Genomic DNA, 16,476 nt, shown 5'->3' on the forward strand with positions numbered 1-16,476 from the left:
AAATGACAAGGGCGGCTTCGGCCGCCCTTGTTGTACGCGACGTCAGCGGCTGCGCTGGCGGGCTTTCTTCTTGAAGGTGGCCTCGTCAACTGGTTCGATCTGCGACACGATGCAGCGGCTGGAATCGGTGTTCAGCTGGCTGCGGCCGGCAGCGCACAGCAGACCCTGCTGGCCGTCCGTAGCGAAGCTCAGTTTCCGCGAGTAGCCTGCCGCCGAGCAGTCGTCCTGGAAATGCACGACGTAGTGGTCCTGGCCATTGCGCAGCAGGATGTTGCGCGAGGCGCCGGCGCGCACCAGTTGCTGGTCGCTGCCCAGCTGGACGCAGTCACTGGAGGTGGAAAGAGTGTCGGCGGCGTGCACGGGCGCTGCGCTGGCGGACACGGCAAGGGCGACGAGCAGAGCGGTCAGCGGGAGCATGTTCATGGCGGGGCAGGGGGGTGGCGGTCCGGACTGGACCGGGTCCCACGATGCTGCTATGGATGCAGATGCGAATCTGCCGCAAGCAGGGCTGACCGACGTCACGGTGAGTTCGGTCACGATGACCTCCGGCAGGGCCGGATTGCAGGCATGACAAAAGGCCAGCAACCAGGGCTGGCCTTGTCGAAGTGGCGCAGCGCGCCGACCGCTTACTTCATGCGGTAGGTGATACGACCCTTGGTCAGGTCGTACGGGGTCATTTCAACCTTGACCCGGTCACCGGTGAGGATGCGGATGTAGTTCTTGCGCATGCGGCCGGAGATGTGGGCGATGATTTCGTGCCCATTTTCCAGACGAACGCGGAAAGTGGTGTTCGGCAGCGTCTCGCTGACGGTGCCCTCGAACTCGATGGAATCGTCTTTCGACATGTAGTCCTGTGCGGTTCAGAAAACGGCCACGCTGGGCCTAAGGCGCGGTATTTTACGCGTGACCGGCCCAGCTTGCAAAGTTTGTGTTAACCGCCGGCCAAATGCCGGGCTGGCAAGCGTCCGACGGCCTGTGTCCACGAGCCTTCACGGCTGTCACGGCGCACGGCCTGGCGCACGTGCTGCAGGAATTCCGCGCGCGGCAGGTGTTCGGCGCCCATCCGCAGCAGGTGCGGATTTTCCACCTGGGCGTCGATCAGCTCCCAACCCCAGCCGTGAAGCGTGGACGCCAGTGCCGCCAGCGCGATCTTGGAACCACCGCTGGCGCCACTGAACATGCTCTCGCCGAAGAACATTGACCCGATGGCTACCCCGTAGATGCCGCCGACCAGCGACTGACGGTCCCAGACTTCGAAGGAATGGGCGAAGCCGAGGTCGTGCAACTGGCTGTAGGCCTCGACCATGGCCGGGCTGATCCAGGTGCCGTCCTGGCCGGGCCGAGGTGCCGCCGCACAGGCGCGCATCACCTGGCTGAAGGCGGTGTCCGCGCTGACCTCCCATGTACTGCTGCGCAGCTGGCGGCGGAAGCGGCTGGACAGGTGCACGCCGTCGGTGCGGAACACCATGCGCGGATCAGGCGACCACCACAGGATCGGCTCGCCCTCGCTGAACCACGGAAAGATGCCGCCTGCGTAGGCGTTGAGCAGACGCGCTGGATGCAGGTCACCACCCACCGCGAGCAGGCCGTCGGGCTGGCGCAGGGCGGTCTCGGCAGGAGGGAAGGGAGCGTCCGGCGCATCGGCCAGGCGCCAGGGCAGCTGGCGGGTCATGCCGGCATTGTAGTCGTCGCGGCCCCGCGCGAATGCCGTGGTAGATGCCAACGCTGGTTGGCTGGTCACCCGTCCGCGCGAAATGGGCTGTGCCCCAACAGCTCCTGCCGGTACCGCCGCACATCGCGCCGCTCCTGCCGGCACCACTCCTGCAGCGCCTCGGCGAAATCCGCGTCGGCCACCCAGTGCCGGCTGCGTACCAGCGTCGGCAGGAAGCCTCGCGCCAGTTTGTGCTCGCCCTGTGCGCCCGGCTCGAAACGGCTCAGCCCTTCGCGCAGGCAGTATTCGATGCCCTGGTAGTAGCAGGCTTCGAAATGCAGGCCGGGCAATGTGGCGCCACCCCAGTAGCGACCGTACAGCGTGTCACCACCGCGCAGGCAAAGTGCGCCGGCGATTGGCTGGCCTTCCTGCTCGGCCAGGAACAGCACCAGCCCACGTCCCAATGAAATGGCCAGATGGCGCAGGAAAGCCTCGGTCAGCGCCGGGGCATTGCCGTACTCAAGGAAGGTCTGCAGGTAGAAGCGATACATCGCCTGCAGGTCGGCGCGGCTGGCCTCGTCGCCATGCACCACGCGGAACGTGATGCCCTGGCGGGTGACCTTGGCCCGTTCCTGGCGGATGTTCTTGCGGTGCTTGTGGTTCATCGCGCCGAGGAACTGGTCGAATGTCGCCCAGTCACCCGGGTTCTGCCACTGGAACTGCACGTCCTCGCGCAGCAGCCAGTCATCGCCGAACAGCGCCTCGTCCGCTGCGGTGTGGAAATTGATATGGGCCGATGACACCTCCAGTGCTGGCAGTGCATCACGCAACACCGAAAGCAACGCGGTGCGATCTGAATCGTGACGGGCCAGCAGGCGCGGCCCGGTGACCGGCGAGTACGGCACCGCGCCCAGCCACTTCGGGTAGTAGTCGCGGCCATGGCGGGCATAGGCGTTGGCCCAGGCATGGTCGAACACGAATTCGCCGTGGGAGTTGGTCTTCAGGTAGCCCGGAATGGCGCCGATCAGGCGCTCGCCCTCCCACAGCGTGAAGTGCCGGGGCTGCCAGCCCCAGTCCTCGCGCAGGCAGCCGTGCTGTTCCAGGCCTGAGAGGAAGGCGTGGCTGACGAACGGGTTCTGGCCGTCGTGCAGGGCGTCCCAGTCCGTGGCGGGAATGGACTACAGGGAGTCGAGGAAGCGGGGGGAGGGCATGGTTGGCAAGGATAGGCCAGGTGGATCACGAATGGTGTTGGCGGGGCTGGGTTGGTTTGTTTCGGTTGGAGGTGAGGAAAATTTGAATTCTCCATCCGTGTGCGCTGGGTTGCGGAATGCCTGAATTCGAAAGGACAGAGTGAGCTGCGCCGCTGGAGCGGTGCATTCACGCTTTGCATGGAGTAGCCAAAATGAACCAGAAGCTTCGCCTTGGATCCCTTTCTGTTCTGCTGTCTCTTGTGGGCGGCGGACTGTTGATCAGCCCCGCGCAGGCCGTTGACGCTCCTCGTGCGGTGGAGCAGGACACTGGGCTCGACATCCTCTTGACCCAGAAGGCGCGCGACATTCTGGAGCGCGTTCGTCTTGTGGATGGCCAGGCGCGCAGTCGCCGGGTTGAGGTATCAGCAGATATCGCCAACGGTGTAGTGACCGTGGCGCTGGAGCGGGTCTTCCTTCCTGCCGATTACGGGCCGTCGTTCGAGGATCAGCGAAGCGAGATCAGTTTTGGACTACTGCATTGGGCCGAGCGGGCGGCTCCGTTCAGTCGTGTCGTTTTTCTGTATGACGGGAAAGAGATCGAATACTACTTTCCTGAGATAAAGGCTGCGGACGATGCGGCGCGGGAAGCGGGGGAAGCGCTGCGGCGGACGCGTGGAACGCCTGGGTCCGGGATGGCGTTTGTCGCAGCCGGGCATGGGTATTTCTACAGCTACAAGGACAACCGGTGGGTGACCTCAAGGGATGAATGGAATGGCGTCTCGGAGGGGCTCTTGACTCCGTCGTACGCCGCGGACCTGAAGGCGATGATCGAGCAAAGGAGCCAAATGCCTGTCATCCGCCCGCGCGTTCAGATCACGGGAACGACTCATCCTCCGAGTGGTGAGGAGTGGTGGACCATAGCTGCGCGCTACGCGATTGCCGAGCAGTATCCGGCCGAGACAAAGATATGGAACACGTACGCAGGCAGTACGCTTTGGGATCGGGAGGAGCGTGAAGACATCAACAGTCGGCCGCTTCTCGCAAACCACCACGGAGCTGAGGTGGCGATTCATCTGCACAGCAATGGAGAACCCTCGGGGGCCGCGCGCGGTACTCGTGTGATCGTGCAACCTGGTAGGCCGATGGATGCTGCTCTTGCAGAGAGTGTCCTGTGCTCGATGAAGGAGCTGATCCACTCGCTACCTGAGTATGCGGCATTCACCGTGGCTCCCGCTCCGCACGCGCTGGACAAGGGGGAGAACCGAGAGGCGCACATGCCATCGATCATCGTAGAGACGGCGTTTCACACGAATCCGGATGATGCCAAGGCGCTGCAGGACCCCGTCTTCCGCTTGGCGTCGATGAAAGGGGTGGAGAAGGGCTATCGCCTGTGGGCATCAGGAAAGACCTGCGAGCCCCTGGCATTGCATCCGGTGCCGGATACCGACGTGCCGATCCAAGCGGCCCGGGACATTGAACTTGGATATGCCGGGAATCCCCAGTATCCGGTGTCGGTTGAGCTCTCGCTGGCGTCCTGTTCGGAGGAAGGTGCGTGCACTCCATCGGCGACGACGTTCGATGACCCTGCCAAACCGCTGACCATCAATCTCGCCTGCAATGGCCCAGACCCGGGTGTCGCGCGCTGGAGTGCTGTACTGCGCGACGCGGATGGCGTTGCCACGGCACCGGTCGAGTTCTCGCAGGCGTGCGTACGGGCGTGAGGGCAGGCTTCGGTCTGCCAGGCATGGCCTGGCACTACTGAAAGCACAAAGGCCGGCGCTCTCGCGCCGGCCTTTGGTCGGGGTCGAGCATGGCTCGACTCAGCTGGCCTTGCCCTGTGCGTCCAGGTAGCGCTCGGCGTCCAGTGCGGCCATGCAGCCGAAGCCGGCCGAGGTGATCGCCTGGCGGTAGTGCTGGTCGGCTACGTCGCCGGCGGCGAACACGCCTTCCACCGAGGTCTGGGTGGCGTTGCCGCCCAGGCCCGAGCGGATTTCCAGGTAGCCGTTGTTCATCGCCAGCTGGCCGTCGAACAGGGTCGTGTTCGGATGGTGGCCGATGGCCACGAAGAAACCGTGTGCGTCGATGTCGCGGGTGCTGCCGTCCAGGGTGGACTTCACGCGAACGCCGGTCACGCCGGCATCGTTGCCCAGCACTTCCTCCACCTGGTGGTGCCAGACGGTCTCGATCTTGCCTTCGGCGACCTTCCTGAACAGCTTGTCCTGCATGATCTTCTCCGCCTTCAGGGTGTCGCGGCGGTGGACCAGGTAGACCTTGCGGGCGATGTTGGACAGGTACAGCGCCTCTTCGACGGCGGTGTTGCCGCCGCCGACCACGACCACGTCCTGGTCGCGGTAGAAGAAGCCGTCACAGGTGGCGCAGGCGGAGACGCCGCGGCCCTTGAAGGTCTCTTCGGTCGGGATGCCCAGGTACTTGGCGGTGGCGCCAGTGGCGATGATCAGTGCGTCGCAGGTGTACTCGTGACTGTCGCCGATCAGCTTGAACGGGCGCTGCGACAGGTCGGCGGTGTGGATATGGTCGAAGATGACCTCGGTCTCGAAGCGCTCGGCGTGCGCCTGCATGCGCGCCATCAGGTCCGGGCCCATCAGGCCGTGGGCGTCACCCGGCCAGTTGTCCACCTCGGTGGTGGTCATCAGCTGGCCACCCTGCTGCAGGCCGGTGATGACGACCGGCTTCAGGTTGGCACGGGCGGCGTAGACGGCGGCGGTCCAACCGGCCGGGCCGGAACCGAGGATGACGAGGCGCTGGTGGCGGGAGGGCAGGCTGGTGCTCATGTAAACTCGCGAAAAGGTAGATGGGACAAGGCGCTGGCGATGTTTGCGCAGCATCCATGGCTGCTCATAGAGTGGCGGCTGGGGCAGGGCGATTCAAGCCGATGAACAGAACGCCGTCATCCAGCGGTGGTTCCGGGCCTCGGATTGCCTTGCCGGACGTCGCATAACTGAAAACTGACGCCGTCTCATTTATTATCAATCACTAACAGCGCATTCCAAAGGTATGGTCTAAGGTGGCGAAGCAGGTCCCTGAACGCTCCAAGTCGGACGACAGCAAGGCGTCACGTCGCACGGCCGCGGCGGCGACGACCGACAATCCACGCCGCCAGCGCCTCTGGCGCGATCTGGGCCTGATCGCCATCGCGCCGGCCCTGCTGTATCTGGCGGCCAGTCTGTTCACCTATTCAGCCACGGATCCGGGCTGGTCGCATACCGGCAGCGTGGTCGCGCCGGTGCATAACCTCGGCGGCCGCGCCGGGGCCTGGATTGCCGACGTGCTGCTGCAGCTGTTCGGCTACATCGCTTTCCTGTTGCCGGTGGTGCTCGGCGCACTGGCGTGGATCGCCATGTTCGGCCTCAAGCGCGAGAGCAAGGGCGAGAACGATCTGGACCCGGCGCTGCGCCTGGTCGGTCTGGTCGGTTTCCTGATCGCCGGCACCGGCTTCCTGCACGTGCGCCTGTTCAGTGGCGATGTCGCCAGTGCCGGCGGCATTCTCGGCAAGCTGGTGGGCAATTCGCTCACGGTGGGCTTCGGTGCGCTGGGCGCCAACCTGTTCGTGCTGGTATTGCTGCTGGCCTCGATCACCCTGGCCACCGGGCTGTCCTGGTTCACGGTGATGGAGAAGATCGGCCGTGGCGTAATGTCGCTGGCACCGCTGCTGGAGCGCAAGAAGGAAGAAGTCAGCGAGTGGAAGCAGACCCGGGTGATGCGCGAGGAGCGCCAGGAAGTGCGCAAGGCCGACGCCGAGGTGCGCGCCAAGCGCGAGCCGGTAAAGATCGAACCGCGCCCTGAGCCGGTGATCGAGAAGAGTGATCGCGCCAAGCGCGATACCCAGATTCCGATGTTCCGTGGCGTCAACGGCGATGGTTCCGACCTGCCGCCGCTGGCGCTGCTGGATGATCCCAAGCCACAGCCGAAGGGCTACGACGAAGAGACACTGGAGACCCTGTCGCGGCAGATCGAGTTCAAGCTGAAGGACTTCCGCATCGATGCGCAGGTGGTCGGCGCCAATCCCGGCCCGGTCATCACCCGCTTCGAGATCGAGCCGGCACCGGGCATCAAGGTCAGCCAGATCAGTTCGCTGGACAAGGACATCGCGCGCGGCTTGTCGGTGAAGTCGGTGCGCGTGGTCGACGTCATTCCGGGCAAGTCGGTGATCGGCCTGGAAATCCCCAACGTCACCCGCGAGATGATCTTCCTGTCCGAGCTGCTGCGCTCGAAGGAATATGACAAGTCGGCCAGTGTGCTGACCCTGGCGCTGGGCAAGGACATCGCCGGTCGCCCGACCGTGGCCGACCTGGCACGCATGCCCCATCTACTGGTGGCCGGTACCACCGGTTCGGGCAAGTCGGTGGCGGTCAACGCGATGGTGCTGAGCCTCTTGTTCAAGGCCTCGCCGAAAGACCTGCGGATGCTGATGATCGACCCGAAGATGCTCGAACTGAGCGTCTACCAGGGCATCCCGCACCTGCTGGCACCTGTGGTCACCGACATGAAGGAGGCCGCCAACGGCCTGCGCTGGTGCGTGGCCGAGATGGAGCGCCGCTACAAGCTGATGAGCGCAGTGGGCGTGCGCAACCTGGCCGGCTTCAACAAGAAGGTGAAGGAAGCCCAGGACGCAGGACAGCCGCTGATGGACCCGCTGTTCAAGCCGAACCCGGAGCTGGGCGAGGCGCCGCGCCCGCTGGAAACGCTGCCGTTCATCGTCATCTTCATCGACGAATTCGCCGACATGATGATGATCGTCGGCAAGAAGGTGGAAGAGCTGATCGCGCGCCTGGCACAGAAGGCGCGTGCGGCCGGCATCCACCTGATCCTGGCCACGCAGCGCCCGTCGGTGGACGTGATCACCGGCCTGATCAAGGCCAACATCCCGACCCGTATCGCCTTCCAGGTCAGCTCCAAGATCGACTCGCGCACCATCCTCGACCAGTCCGGCGCGGAAACACTGCTGGGCCACGGCGACATGCTGTACCTGCCGCCGGGCACCGCGCTGCCCGAGCGCGTGCATGGTGCGTTCGTGTCCGACGATGAAGTGCATCGCGTGGTCGAGCACCTCAAGGCGATGGGCCCTGCCGACTATGTCGACGGCGTGCTGGACGAAGTGCAGACGATGGGCGACGGCGTGGTCGTCGGCGCCACCGGCCTGCCCGAGAACAGTTCGTCCGGCGACGAGTCCGACCCGTTGTATGACGAAGCGCTGCGGGTGGTCACCGAGACCCGCCGTGCATCGATTTCCGGCGTGCAGCGCCGGCTGAAGATCGGCTACAACCGTGCAGCGCGACTGATCGAGGCCATGGAAGCGGCCGGCGTGGTCAGCCCGCCCGAGCACAACGGCGACCGCACGGTGCTGGCACCGCCGCCGCCGAAGTAGGACCCGACGTATCCCCCACGACGTCCAAGGAACCGACGCATGCTTCACCCCGTACCAAGCGCGCTGGCACTGGCGCTGGCAGCCTTCCTGGCTGCCGGCCCGGCACTGGCAGACACCGCCACCTCCGCGCCCGCCACGGCGCCGCCTTCCACCAGCGGCGATACCGAAGCCAGCAATAACTTCAGCATTGTCCGTTACCGCGCCGACTACCAGGTGCGGCCGGATGCCGGCAATGTGCAGACCGAAACCTACGAAGTGCTGCTCAAGACCAAGGCCTCGGTCGAGCAGTTCAGCCAGGTGCGGCTGAGCTACAGCGAGAAGATGGAAACCCTGGAGGTGCTTGGCGCCTACACCATCACCGCCGACGGCCAGCGCCGTGACGTGCCGGCCGACCGCATCTACACCCAGGAAAGCTACTCCAGCGCCTCGGCGGCGATGTATGCCGACCGCAAGGTGCGGGTGATCGTGTTTCCGAACCTGGCCCCGGGCACCCGCCTGTACTACCAGGTGCGCCGCACCCAGGCCACGCCGCACTTCCCGGGCTATTTCGGCCTGTGGGAGACCTTCAATGTGTTCACCGAGTACGAGGACGCCGAAGTCACCCTGAGTGCGCCGGCCAACCTGCCGATGTTCATCGACAGCCGCGGCGTGCAGGGCAGCGATCGGCCGACGGTGAAGAATGGCCAGGCGCAGTGGCGCTGGCGCTACCAGCGTCGCGAGGCGATGTCGGCGCAGAACTGGTCGGCGGCGGGCTGGGAGTTCGGTCCGAACATCATGGCCAGTACCTATCGTGACTGGTCGCAGATGGGTCGCGCCTACCAGCTCAAGGCGGGCCCGGCGGCTGAGGTGACCCCGGCGCTGCAGGCGTTGGCTGATGAGATCACCGCGGGTATCAGCGACCGCCGCGAGCAGGCTGATGCGCTGTATCGCTGGGTTGCGCAGAACATCCGCTACGTGGCGGTGTACCTGGGCAATGGCGGGCTGGAGCCGAACAGCGCGCAGAGCATCCTCGACAACCACTATGGTGACTGCAAGGACCATGTGACGATCCTGGAGGCGCTGCTGGCAGCCAAGGGCATCGCCAGCTCGCCGGTGCTGATCGGCGCCGGCGGCGGCCCGACGCTGCCGAAGATTCCGGTGCTGGGCCGCTTCAACCACGCCATCACCTACATTCCCGAGTTTGATCTGTACCTGGATTCGACCACCGCGTGGGCGCGCTTCGGTCAGCTGCCGGAAGGTGATCTGGGTGCGCCGGTGATGCGTACCCGCGACGCCACGCTGGCACGCACCCCGGCCAACACGCCGGAGCGTAACGCCACCTCGATGGAAGTACGTTTCACCTTCGACGCCAACGGCAACCTGCGTGGAGAGACCATTCCGAAGCTGGGCGAGAACGCCGAGATCGGCATGCGCGCCCAGTTCTCCCAGCTCAACGCGCAGAACCGTGCGCGCGCTGAAGAGCAGATCATGGCCGCCTCCGGTTTCGATGGGCGAGGGCAGCTGCAGATCCAGGGCGTGCCGGTCGATCTGACCCGGCCGTTTGGCTATCGCATGGCGTTCCAGGCCGAGGACTACGCCGACTTCAGCGTGGCCGGCGGCATGGCCGTGCCGGACCCGCCGGGTGGCGAGTCGGTGCGTGGCTTGTACGCCACCGCCTCGGCGCCGGCCAACGAGACACCGTTCTACTGCAATGCCAGCCTGCGCGAGGAAACCTATCGCCTGCAGTTCCCGGCCAATGCGCCGATCATCGCCATCCCGGCCAGCCAGCGTTTCGCCAATGCCGCCGGCGAGTACCGGGTGGACTGGAGTCGCGAGGGTCAGGAGGTGATCGTGCACCACCGCTTGCAGCAGAATGCAGTGCGTGGGCCAGAGGCGTTGTGCCAGCCGCAGGACTATCCGGCGTTCCGCGCGCTGTATCGCGAAGTGCGGCGTGGCTTCCGCGGCCAGGTGCTGTACGGCAAGCTGCCGGGATCCGGTGGCTGAATCGCCGATGGACGTTCAGGGCGGCATAATGTCGCCCTGATCGCCCATTCATCTTTCCCCGGGCACACTGGCAACCACCTTTCCTGGCGCCCGCGCCCACAGGATTCCCGCATGAACTTCCGCTTCCGCCGTTTCCTTGCCACCACCACCCTGGCCGTGGCCTGCGCCGCCGCCGGCAGCGCCTGGGCTGGCGCCCGCGATGACCTGAAGACCTTCACCAGCGGCCTGAAGGGCCTGGATGGCCAGTTCAGCCAGCAGGTGTTCGACAGCCGCGGCAAGGTGAAGGAATCGACCAGTGGTCGCGTGGCCCTGTCGGCGCCGCGCCTGTTCCGTTGGGAATACGTGCGCCCGCACGAACAGCTGATCGTGGCCGACGGCAAGAAGGTCTGGATGTACGAGCCGGACCTGGAGCAGGCCACCGTGCGCGAGCAGGGCAAGGAAGAGCAGAACAGCCCGCTGACCGCGCTGATCAACCCGGCGCTGCTGGAGCAGCAGTACGACGTCAGCGAAGAGGCCGCGCAGCGCGACGGCCTGCAGTGGCTGTCGCTGTCGCCGAAGCGCGAGACCGAAGCCAGTTTCCAGTACGCCGCGCTGGGCTTCAACGCCCAAGGCCTGGCCAAGATGGAAATCACCGATGCGGTTGGCCAGCGTACCGTGATCAGCTTCAGTGGCTGGAAGCGCAATCCGGGCTTCGCGGCCGGCACCTTCAGCTTCACCCCGCCGAAGGGCACCGACGTCATCGGTAATTGATGGCGGACGCCGGGCATGGCCTGGCCCTACCTGCTCGGGTGGGTGCCAACCGGCACCGCCTTGGTGGGTGTCAACCTTGGTTGACATGCTTTTGATCTGCCGGCCAGCGGCCGGCACTACCGAATCCTGTGGCCCGGCGCCAACTGCTCTGGTGGGTGCCAACCGGCACCGCCTTGGTGGGTGTCAACCTTGGTTGACACGCTGTTGATCTGCCGGCCAGCGGCCGGCACTACCAGACATCGCGTCCCGCCCGCCGGGCACGGCCCGGCGCTACCGTTGGGCGGCGCGGTACAATGACCGGGTGCCAAGACATCGCTCCACTTCATTCCCCGGACCCGATCTGCTGAGCGTCGATCGGGAACACATGCGCCCGCTGGCCGAGCGCATGCGCCCCCGCACCCTGGATGAAATGGTCGGGCAGAAGCGCCTGCTGGCGCCGGACAGTGCGCTGCGCCGCGCGGTCGAATCCGGTCGCGTGCATTCGATGATCCTGTGGGGGCCGCCGGGCTGCGGCAAGACCACGCTGGCGCTGCTGCTGGCCGAGTACGCTGATGCGGAATTCCGCGCCATCTCTGCCGTGCTGTCCGGCCTGCCGGAGGTGCGCCAGGTGCTGGCCGAGGCCGCGCAACGCTTCGCCGAAGGCCGCCGCACCGTGCTGTTCGTGGATGAGGTGCACCGCTTCAACAAGGCGCAGCAGGATGCGTTCCTGCCGCATATCGAGCGCGGCACCATCCTGTTCGTCGGTGCCACCACCGAGAATCCATCCTTCGAGCTGAATTCGGCGCTGCTGTCGCGTTGCCGCGTGCATGTGCTGGAAGGCGTTTCGCCGACCGACATCGTCGAGGCGCTGGAACGTGCGCTGGGCGACCGCGAACGCGGCCTGGGCGAGGAGGGCATCGAGGTCGCTCCCGAACTGCTGCTGGAAATCGCCACCGCCGCCGATGGCGACGTGCGCCGTGCGTTGACCCTGCTGGAAATCGCCGCCGAGCTGGCGGGCGGGGAGGGCGGTCGCATCACGCCGCAGACCCTGACCCAGGTGCTGGCCGATCGTACCCGCCGCTTCGACAAGGGCGGCGAGCAGTTCTACGACCAGATCTCGGCGCTGCACAAATCCGTGCGCAGCTCCAACCCGGACGCCGCGCTGTACTGGCTGACCCGCATGCTCGATGGCGGCTGCGATCCGTCTTACCTGGCGCGCCGGCTGACCCGCATGGCCATCGAGGATATCGGCCTGGCCGACCCGCGTGCGCAGAGCATGGCGCTGGAAGCGTGGGACATCTATGAGCGACTGGGCAGTCCGGAGGGCGAACTCGCGTTCGCCCAGCTGGTGCTGTACCTGGCCAGCACCGCCAAGTCGAACGCCGGCTATGCGGCCTTCAACCAGGCCAAGGCCGACGTGCGCGAGAGTGGTACCGAAGAAGTGCCGCTGCACCTGCGCAATGCGCCGACCAAGCTGATGAAGGAACTGGGCTACGGCGCCGAGTACCAGTATGACCACGATGCGGAGGGTGGCATCGCGCTCGACCAGACCGGTTTCCCGGATGCGATGGGCGAACGGGTGTACTACAACCCGGTGCCGCGCGGGTTGGAAATCAAGTTGAAGGAAAAGCTGGATCGTTTGCGCGCCGAGCGCGAGGCTGCGCGCGCCGCGAAGGGCCGCTGACCCGGTTCATGTGGCGTCGAGCCATGCTCGACTGCTTTTCGCAGCACTTCACGGCTCCCGACAGCCGAGCATGGCTTGGCTCTACATTGTCCTGCACGCGTTCATTTGGCACACTGCGCGGCTACTTTTTCAAGGATCGATGCCGTGCAGGAAATGATTCTGCCGTTGAAGCGCTACGCCCAGTTCGAGGGTCGCGCGAACCGCCGCGAGTACTGGATGTACCAGCTGTTCCTGTTCCTGGTCGCAACGGCAGTGATGCTGCTGGCCGGCGTGCTGGCGATCCTCCTGCGCAACAGTGCCGAAGCGCTGGCCGGCATCCTGATCGGCATGGTGGTGCTGCTGTGTGTGATGTGGCTGGCCACGATCGTGCCGCTGATCGCAGTGACCGTACGCCGCCTGCATGACTGCAACCAGTCGGGCTGGCTGTTCCTGCTGGCGCTGGTACCGGGTGGCGGGATCGTGATCATGATCTTCTCGCTGCTGCCGGGCACGCCGCAGGAGAACGTGTATGGTCCGGTGCCTACGGGGCCGTGATGATGCATGAGTCGAGCATGGCTCGACGCTACAGAGGCAAAGAAATGAAGCCGGCATTTTGCCGGCTTCATCTTTACTTGATGGTGCAATCGCCGAAGGACAGGTAATCGGTGCCCGAGCTGAACTGCAGCGTGCAGCTGGCGGTGAAGGTCGCGCCTTCTTCCAGTGCGCCCAGCTTGGCCGCCTGCTGTTCGTCGTCGCTGGTCAGCCGGGCCAGGACATTGCCCTGGTCATCGCCGGCCTCGATCAGCGGCTCGCCCGCCAGGTTGCTGGAAACGCTCAGTGCTACGGCAGTGAATGTCACCGTCTGGTTGAGTTGGTCCATGCCCAGTGACGAATTGCCGGCCTCTTCAAAGGCCTGGTAGAGCGTTGGCAGGTCCTGTGCGGCATGGGCGGCCAGCGGTGCGAGCAGGCCAAGGGAAAGGACGATCAGGGTGGTGCGCTTCAAGGCGTTCTCGCAGTCACGGGATCCATTCCCGTGGGTGGTGGTCAGTAGATCCACGCCATGCGTGGATAGGTTTGGCAAGGACAGGGCGCGGCCGATGGCTCGATCACCCATCCATCCGCAGCCCTGCGAGGGTAGGGCGCTCCTGCGCCCCGCTGCCGGGCAAAATAGTGGATTCAGTGTTTCCGGTGCAACCGGGAAAATGAACGTATCGCGCGCGTGATACACAGTGTGACGTTTGATCGATGTGATAATCATTCGCGTTTAAGGTAGACTGCGGTCCCCTATGAACCGGCGGCCATTGGTCGCTCCTGCCGCCGCTGATGATGCATTTCGTCCCGCCTTCGCGCCGTGGTCCGCTGGCCCGCGGCCTGGCCGCCTTGATGATGGGTCTGCTCCTGGCCACCCCGTACGCCCATGCGCAGCAGCGCAATCCGCTGCAGAAGATCGGCCATACCGTACTCGACGAGCCGGCGGCCAGCTATCGCTTCGAGCATTTCGTGGTGGACAGTCCCGACCAGCAACGCCGCTGGCGGGTGAACCTGGCGATTCCGGCCAAGGCCGGCAAGACGCCATCCCCGGTGCTCTACGCGCTGGACGGCAATGCCGTCGCCATGGTGCTGGACCAGCCGCTGCTGGCCGAACTGGCCGCGCGCAAGGCGCCGCCGGTGCTGGTGCTGATCGGCTACGACAATGACCTGCGCATCGATTCCAAGGCGCGCACCCGCGACTACACCGCGTGGATCGACCGCGCCGACGATGAGAGCGGTACGACCCAGGCGGTCGGCGGTGGTGCTGCGGCCTTCCTGGATGTGATCGAACGCCGCATCAAGCCGGAAGTCGAGCGTCGCGCACGCATCGATACGCAGCAGCAAGCGCTGTGGGGCCACTCGCTGGGTGGGTTGTTCGTGCTCAATGCGCTGTACACCCGTCCCGCCGCCTTCCAGTCCTATCTGGCGGCCAGTCCCTCGCTGTGGTGGAGCCAGGGCGCGGCGCTGGGTGATCCGGAACAGCAGTTCGTGCAGAACGTGCATGGCCAGCCGGCAAAGCTCTGGTTGATGCTGGGCGGTGCCGAGCGTGTTGGCGATCGTGGCAAGCGTGACATGAGCAACCCACGGGTGGTCGCGCACCTGCGCCGCATCGGTGGCGCCACGCCGGATGCGGCGATGCAGTTGTCAGAACGGTTGGCCAAGGTGCCGGGCATGAGCGTGCAGTACCGCGAGTTCCCGGGGCTGGGACACGGCCCGATGCTGCCGGCCTCGTTCCATGCCGCGCTGCATGAACTGTACGGCGTGACCGACCGCAGCGCCGGTGACGGTGCCCCCACGGGTGGTGACAACGCCGCCGAGTGAATCCCTTCGCACGCGATGCCGTGCGACCCCACTACCCAGGCGAGGCTGCCGGCGTGCAGCGGCCCAGGCAACCGATGAATCCCGCGTCACGTGGCGCGGCCTACGTGTGCAAGGAGCCTTCCATGTCGTTCCGTCCGTCATTCCGTCTCACCTCTCTCGCCGCCGGCCTGTTGCTGGCGGTGACCGCCACCGCGCAGCCGGTGTTCGACCAGCCGGCCAACGCCACCTTCAAGGGTGAAGTCGTCTCACGCGGTGAGAACGTGGTTCCCGGCAGCACTGCCGACGTGGTCGGCCGTGGGTTCGTGCCGGGCCAGAAGGTCAGCCTGCTGCGCGGTGACAGCGTGCTCAACGCGCAGCCGCTGGTGGTCGACGCGGATGGCAACTTCAAGGCCCAGTTGAGCATTCCGGCCGACGCGGTGCCGGGCACCCATCCGGTGGTGGTGCGCGCCAGCCAACCGGCTGCGGCCACCGTGCTGAAGCTGCGCGTTTCGCCGCAGCTGCCGCTGTCCGGCCAGGCGCAGTTCGCCACCCAGTCCAACAAGCTGGTGCCGGGCCTGTACCAGTCCGCCTACAGCGCCGCCAGCAACGCAGTGTTCGTGACCTCGGCGGTGGGTCGCCCGCCGGTGACCCAGTCGCAGCTGCTGAAGCTGGACCCGAAGTCGCTGAAGGTGACCAAGGCGATCACCCCGGCGCAAGTGCCGGGCAGCACCAATGGCGCGGTGTACGCGGTCTACGGCGTGGGCGTGGATGACGCCAACGGCAATGTCTGGGTCACCAACACCCGCCAGAACTCCATCGCGGTCTATCGCCAGAAGGACCTGTCGCTGGTCCATCAGTTCCCGGTCGATGCCGTGCCGCACGCGCGCGACGTGGTGGTCGACGGCACGCGCGGCAAGGTGTTCGCTTCTGCCACCGGCGAGGACCACCTGTCGGTGTTCGATGCGAAGACCTTCAAGGAACTGCCGCAGGTGACGCTGGAATCCGGCGTGGACGACGGCAAGTTCACCCCGATGAGCCTGGTGCTGGATGAGAAGGGCGGCAAGCTGTTCACCGTCAGCATCGGCACCCCGGAAGCGGCGGTGATCGATGTGGCCAGCGGCAAGGTCGAGAAGGTCATCGATCTGGGCAATTCGATCAGTGCCTCGGGCGTGGCCTACGACGCGGCACGCAACCGCCTGTACGTGGCCTCGCAGGGCACCGACAACCTGCTGATCGTCGACGTGGCCGCCGGCAAGGTGCTGCACGATGTGCCGGTCGGCGCCGGCGCGCTGAACGTCGCCTTCGATGATGCCTCCGGCCTCGCCTACGTCAGCAACCGTGGCGCTGGCACGGTCACCGTGGTGAACGGTGACGGCAAGGTGGTCGCCAATCTTGATGGCGGCACGCTGCCGAACCACGTCCGCGCCGATGGCAAGGGCAACGTGTTCGCGGTGAACAAGTCGCGCGGCGCTGAAGACCCGAAGGGTGACCGCATCACCCGCATCACCCCGAAGCAGTAAGTCACAGGGCAGGGTGGCGTGCG

At 65.6% G+C, this 16,476-nt stretch carries 14 protein-coding genes; 8 read left to right on the top strand and 6 right to left on the bottom strand.

The annotated features are described in order from the left end of the window. Positions 1 to 42: 42 nt before the first annotated feature. The 4 genes from ACSYAO_RS10015 to ACSYAO_RS10030 all read right to left on the bottom strand — a co-directional run bounded on the left by ACSYAO_RS10015 (position 43) and on the right by ACSYAO_RS10030 (position 2,826). Entirely contained in the window at positions 43 to 423 is a 381-nt protein-coding gene (locus tag ACSYAO_RS10015; protein ID WP_049460780.1) for a hypothetical protein, read from the bottom strand. A 203-nt stretch (positions 424 to 626) separates the two neighbouring features. Then, positions 627 to 845 carry a translation initiation factor IF-1 gene (gene infA, locus ACSYAO_RS10020; RefSeq protein WP_005409596.1) on the bottom strand — a complete coding sequence of 73 codons (219 nt, stop codon included), beginning with the start codon at positions 843 to 845 and terminating at the stop codon, positions 627 to 629. Positions 846 to 931: 86 nt separating this feature from the next. Further along, positions 932 to 1,672: a leucyl/phenylalanyl-tRNA--protein transferase gene (gene aat / locus ACSYAO_RS10025; RefSeq protein ID WP_049460792.1), complete on the bottom strand. Its 741-nt coding sequence runs from the start codon at positions 1,670 to 1,672 to the stop codon at positions 932 to 934. A gap of 65 nt (positions 1,673 to 1,737) precedes the next feature. Next, a complete protein-coding gene (locus ACSYAO_RS10030) occupies positions 1,738 to 2,826 on the bottom strand; it encodes a GNAT family N-acetyltransferase (RefSeq protein ID WP_440566976.1) in 1,089 nt (362 codons plus the stop codon). Positions 2,827 to 3,053: 227 nt separating this feature from the next. Here ACSYAO_RS10030 and ACSYAO_RS10035 point away from each other — a divergent pair, with 227 nt between their 5' ends. Next, positions 3,054 to 4,562, top strand: coding sequence for an N-acetylmuramoyl-L-alanine amidase family protein (locus ACSYAO_RS10035; protein WP_053092856.1), 1,509 nt, complete (start codon positions 3,054 to 3,056; stop codon positions 4,560 to 4,562). 99 nt (positions 4,563 to 4,661) lie between these two features. Here the strand turns inward: ACSYAO_RS10035 and trxB are convergent, their stop codons facing one another. After that, the gene (gene trxB / locus ACSYAO_RS10040; RefSeq protein WP_005416486.1) at positions 4,662 to 5,633 is read right to left on the bottom strand and encodes a thioredoxin-disulfide reductase; all 972 of its coding nucleotides are present in this window, start codon (positions 5,631 to 5,633) and stop codon (positions 4,662 to 4,664) included. Positions 5,634 to 5,866: 233 nt separating this feature from the next. Here trxB and ACSYAO_RS10045 point away from each other — a divergent pair, with 233 nt between their 5' ends. The 5 genes from ACSYAO_RS10045 (at position 5,867) to ACSYAO_RS10065 (ending at position 13,157) form a co-directional block, all read left to right on the top strand. Beyond that, positions 5,867 to 8,227 (top strand): DNA translocase FtsK, encoded by a 2,361-nt coding sequence (locus ACSYAO_RS10045; RefSeq protein ID WP_076738922.1) that lies wholly within the window; start codon positions 5,867 to 5,869, stop codon positions 8,225 to 8,227. Positions 8,228 to 8,266: 39 nt separating this feature from the next. After that, positions 8,267 to 10,210, top strand: a complete 1,944-nt coding sequence (locus ACSYAO_RS10050) for a DUF3857 domain-containing protein (protein WP_099562509.1) — start codon at positions 8,267 to 8,269, stop codon at positions 10,208 to 10,210. A 111-nt stretch (positions 10,211 to 10,321) separates the two neighbouring features. Then, a complete protein-coding gene (lolA, locus tag ACSYAO_RS10055; RefSeq protein WP_005413289.1) occupies positions 10,322 to 10,960 on the top strand; it encodes an outer membrane lipoprotein chaperone LolA in 639 nt (212 codons plus the stop codon). 364 nt (positions 10,961 to 11,324) lie between these two features. Then, a complete protein-coding gene (locus tag ACSYAO_RS10060) occupies positions 11,325 to 12,623 on the top strand; it encodes a replication-associated recombination protein A (RefSeq protein ID WP_224481979.1) in 1,299 nt (432 codons plus the stop codon). Positions 12,624 to 12,767: 144 nt separating this feature from the next. Beyond that, positions 12,768 to 13,157, top strand: a complete 390-nt coding sequence (locus tag ACSYAO_RS10065) for a DUF805 domain-containing protein (protein WP_005413291.1) — start codon at positions 12,768 to 12,770, stop codon at positions 13,155 to 13,157. Positions 13,158 to 13,230: 73 nt separating this feature from the next. Here the strand turns inward: ACSYAO_RS10065 and ACSYAO_RS10070 are convergent, their stop codons facing one another. Further along, positions 13,231 to 13,605: a hypothetical protein gene (locus tag ACSYAO_RS10070; protein WP_043033556.1), complete on the bottom strand. Its 375-nt coding sequence runs from the start codon at positions 13,603 to 13,605 to the stop codon at positions 13,231 to 13,233. A 320-nt stretch (positions 13,606 to 13,925) separates the two neighbouring features. On the opposite strand from ACSYAO_RS10070, the gene ACSYAO_RS10075 reads away from it, so the two are divergent. Together ACSYAO_RS10075 and ACSYAO_RS10080 are read left to right on the top strand one after the other, a co-directional pair. After that, positions 13,926 to 14,954 carry an alpha/beta hydrolase gene (locus ACSYAO_RS10075; protein WP_059034410.1) on the top strand — a complete coding sequence of 343 codons (1,029 nt, stop codon included), beginning with the start codon at positions 13,926 to 13,928 and terminating at the stop codon, positions 14,952 to 14,954. Positions 14,955 to 15,076: 122 nt separating this feature from the next. Next, complete coding sequence (locus tag ACSYAO_RS10080; protein WP_076738925.1) at positions 15,077 to 16,453, top strand: YncE family protein; 1,377 nt, start codon at positions 15,077 to 15,079, stop codon at positions 16,451 to 16,453. The last annotated feature ends 23 nt before the right edge of the window (positions 16,454 to 16,476 follow it).

Source organism: Stenotrophomonas sp. STK16_22 (assembly GCF_051984505.1).
GTDB classification, from domain to species: Bacteria; Pseudomonadota; Gammaproteobacteria; order Xanthomonadales; family Xanthomonadaceae; genus Stenotrophomonas; species Stenotrophomonas maltophilia_A.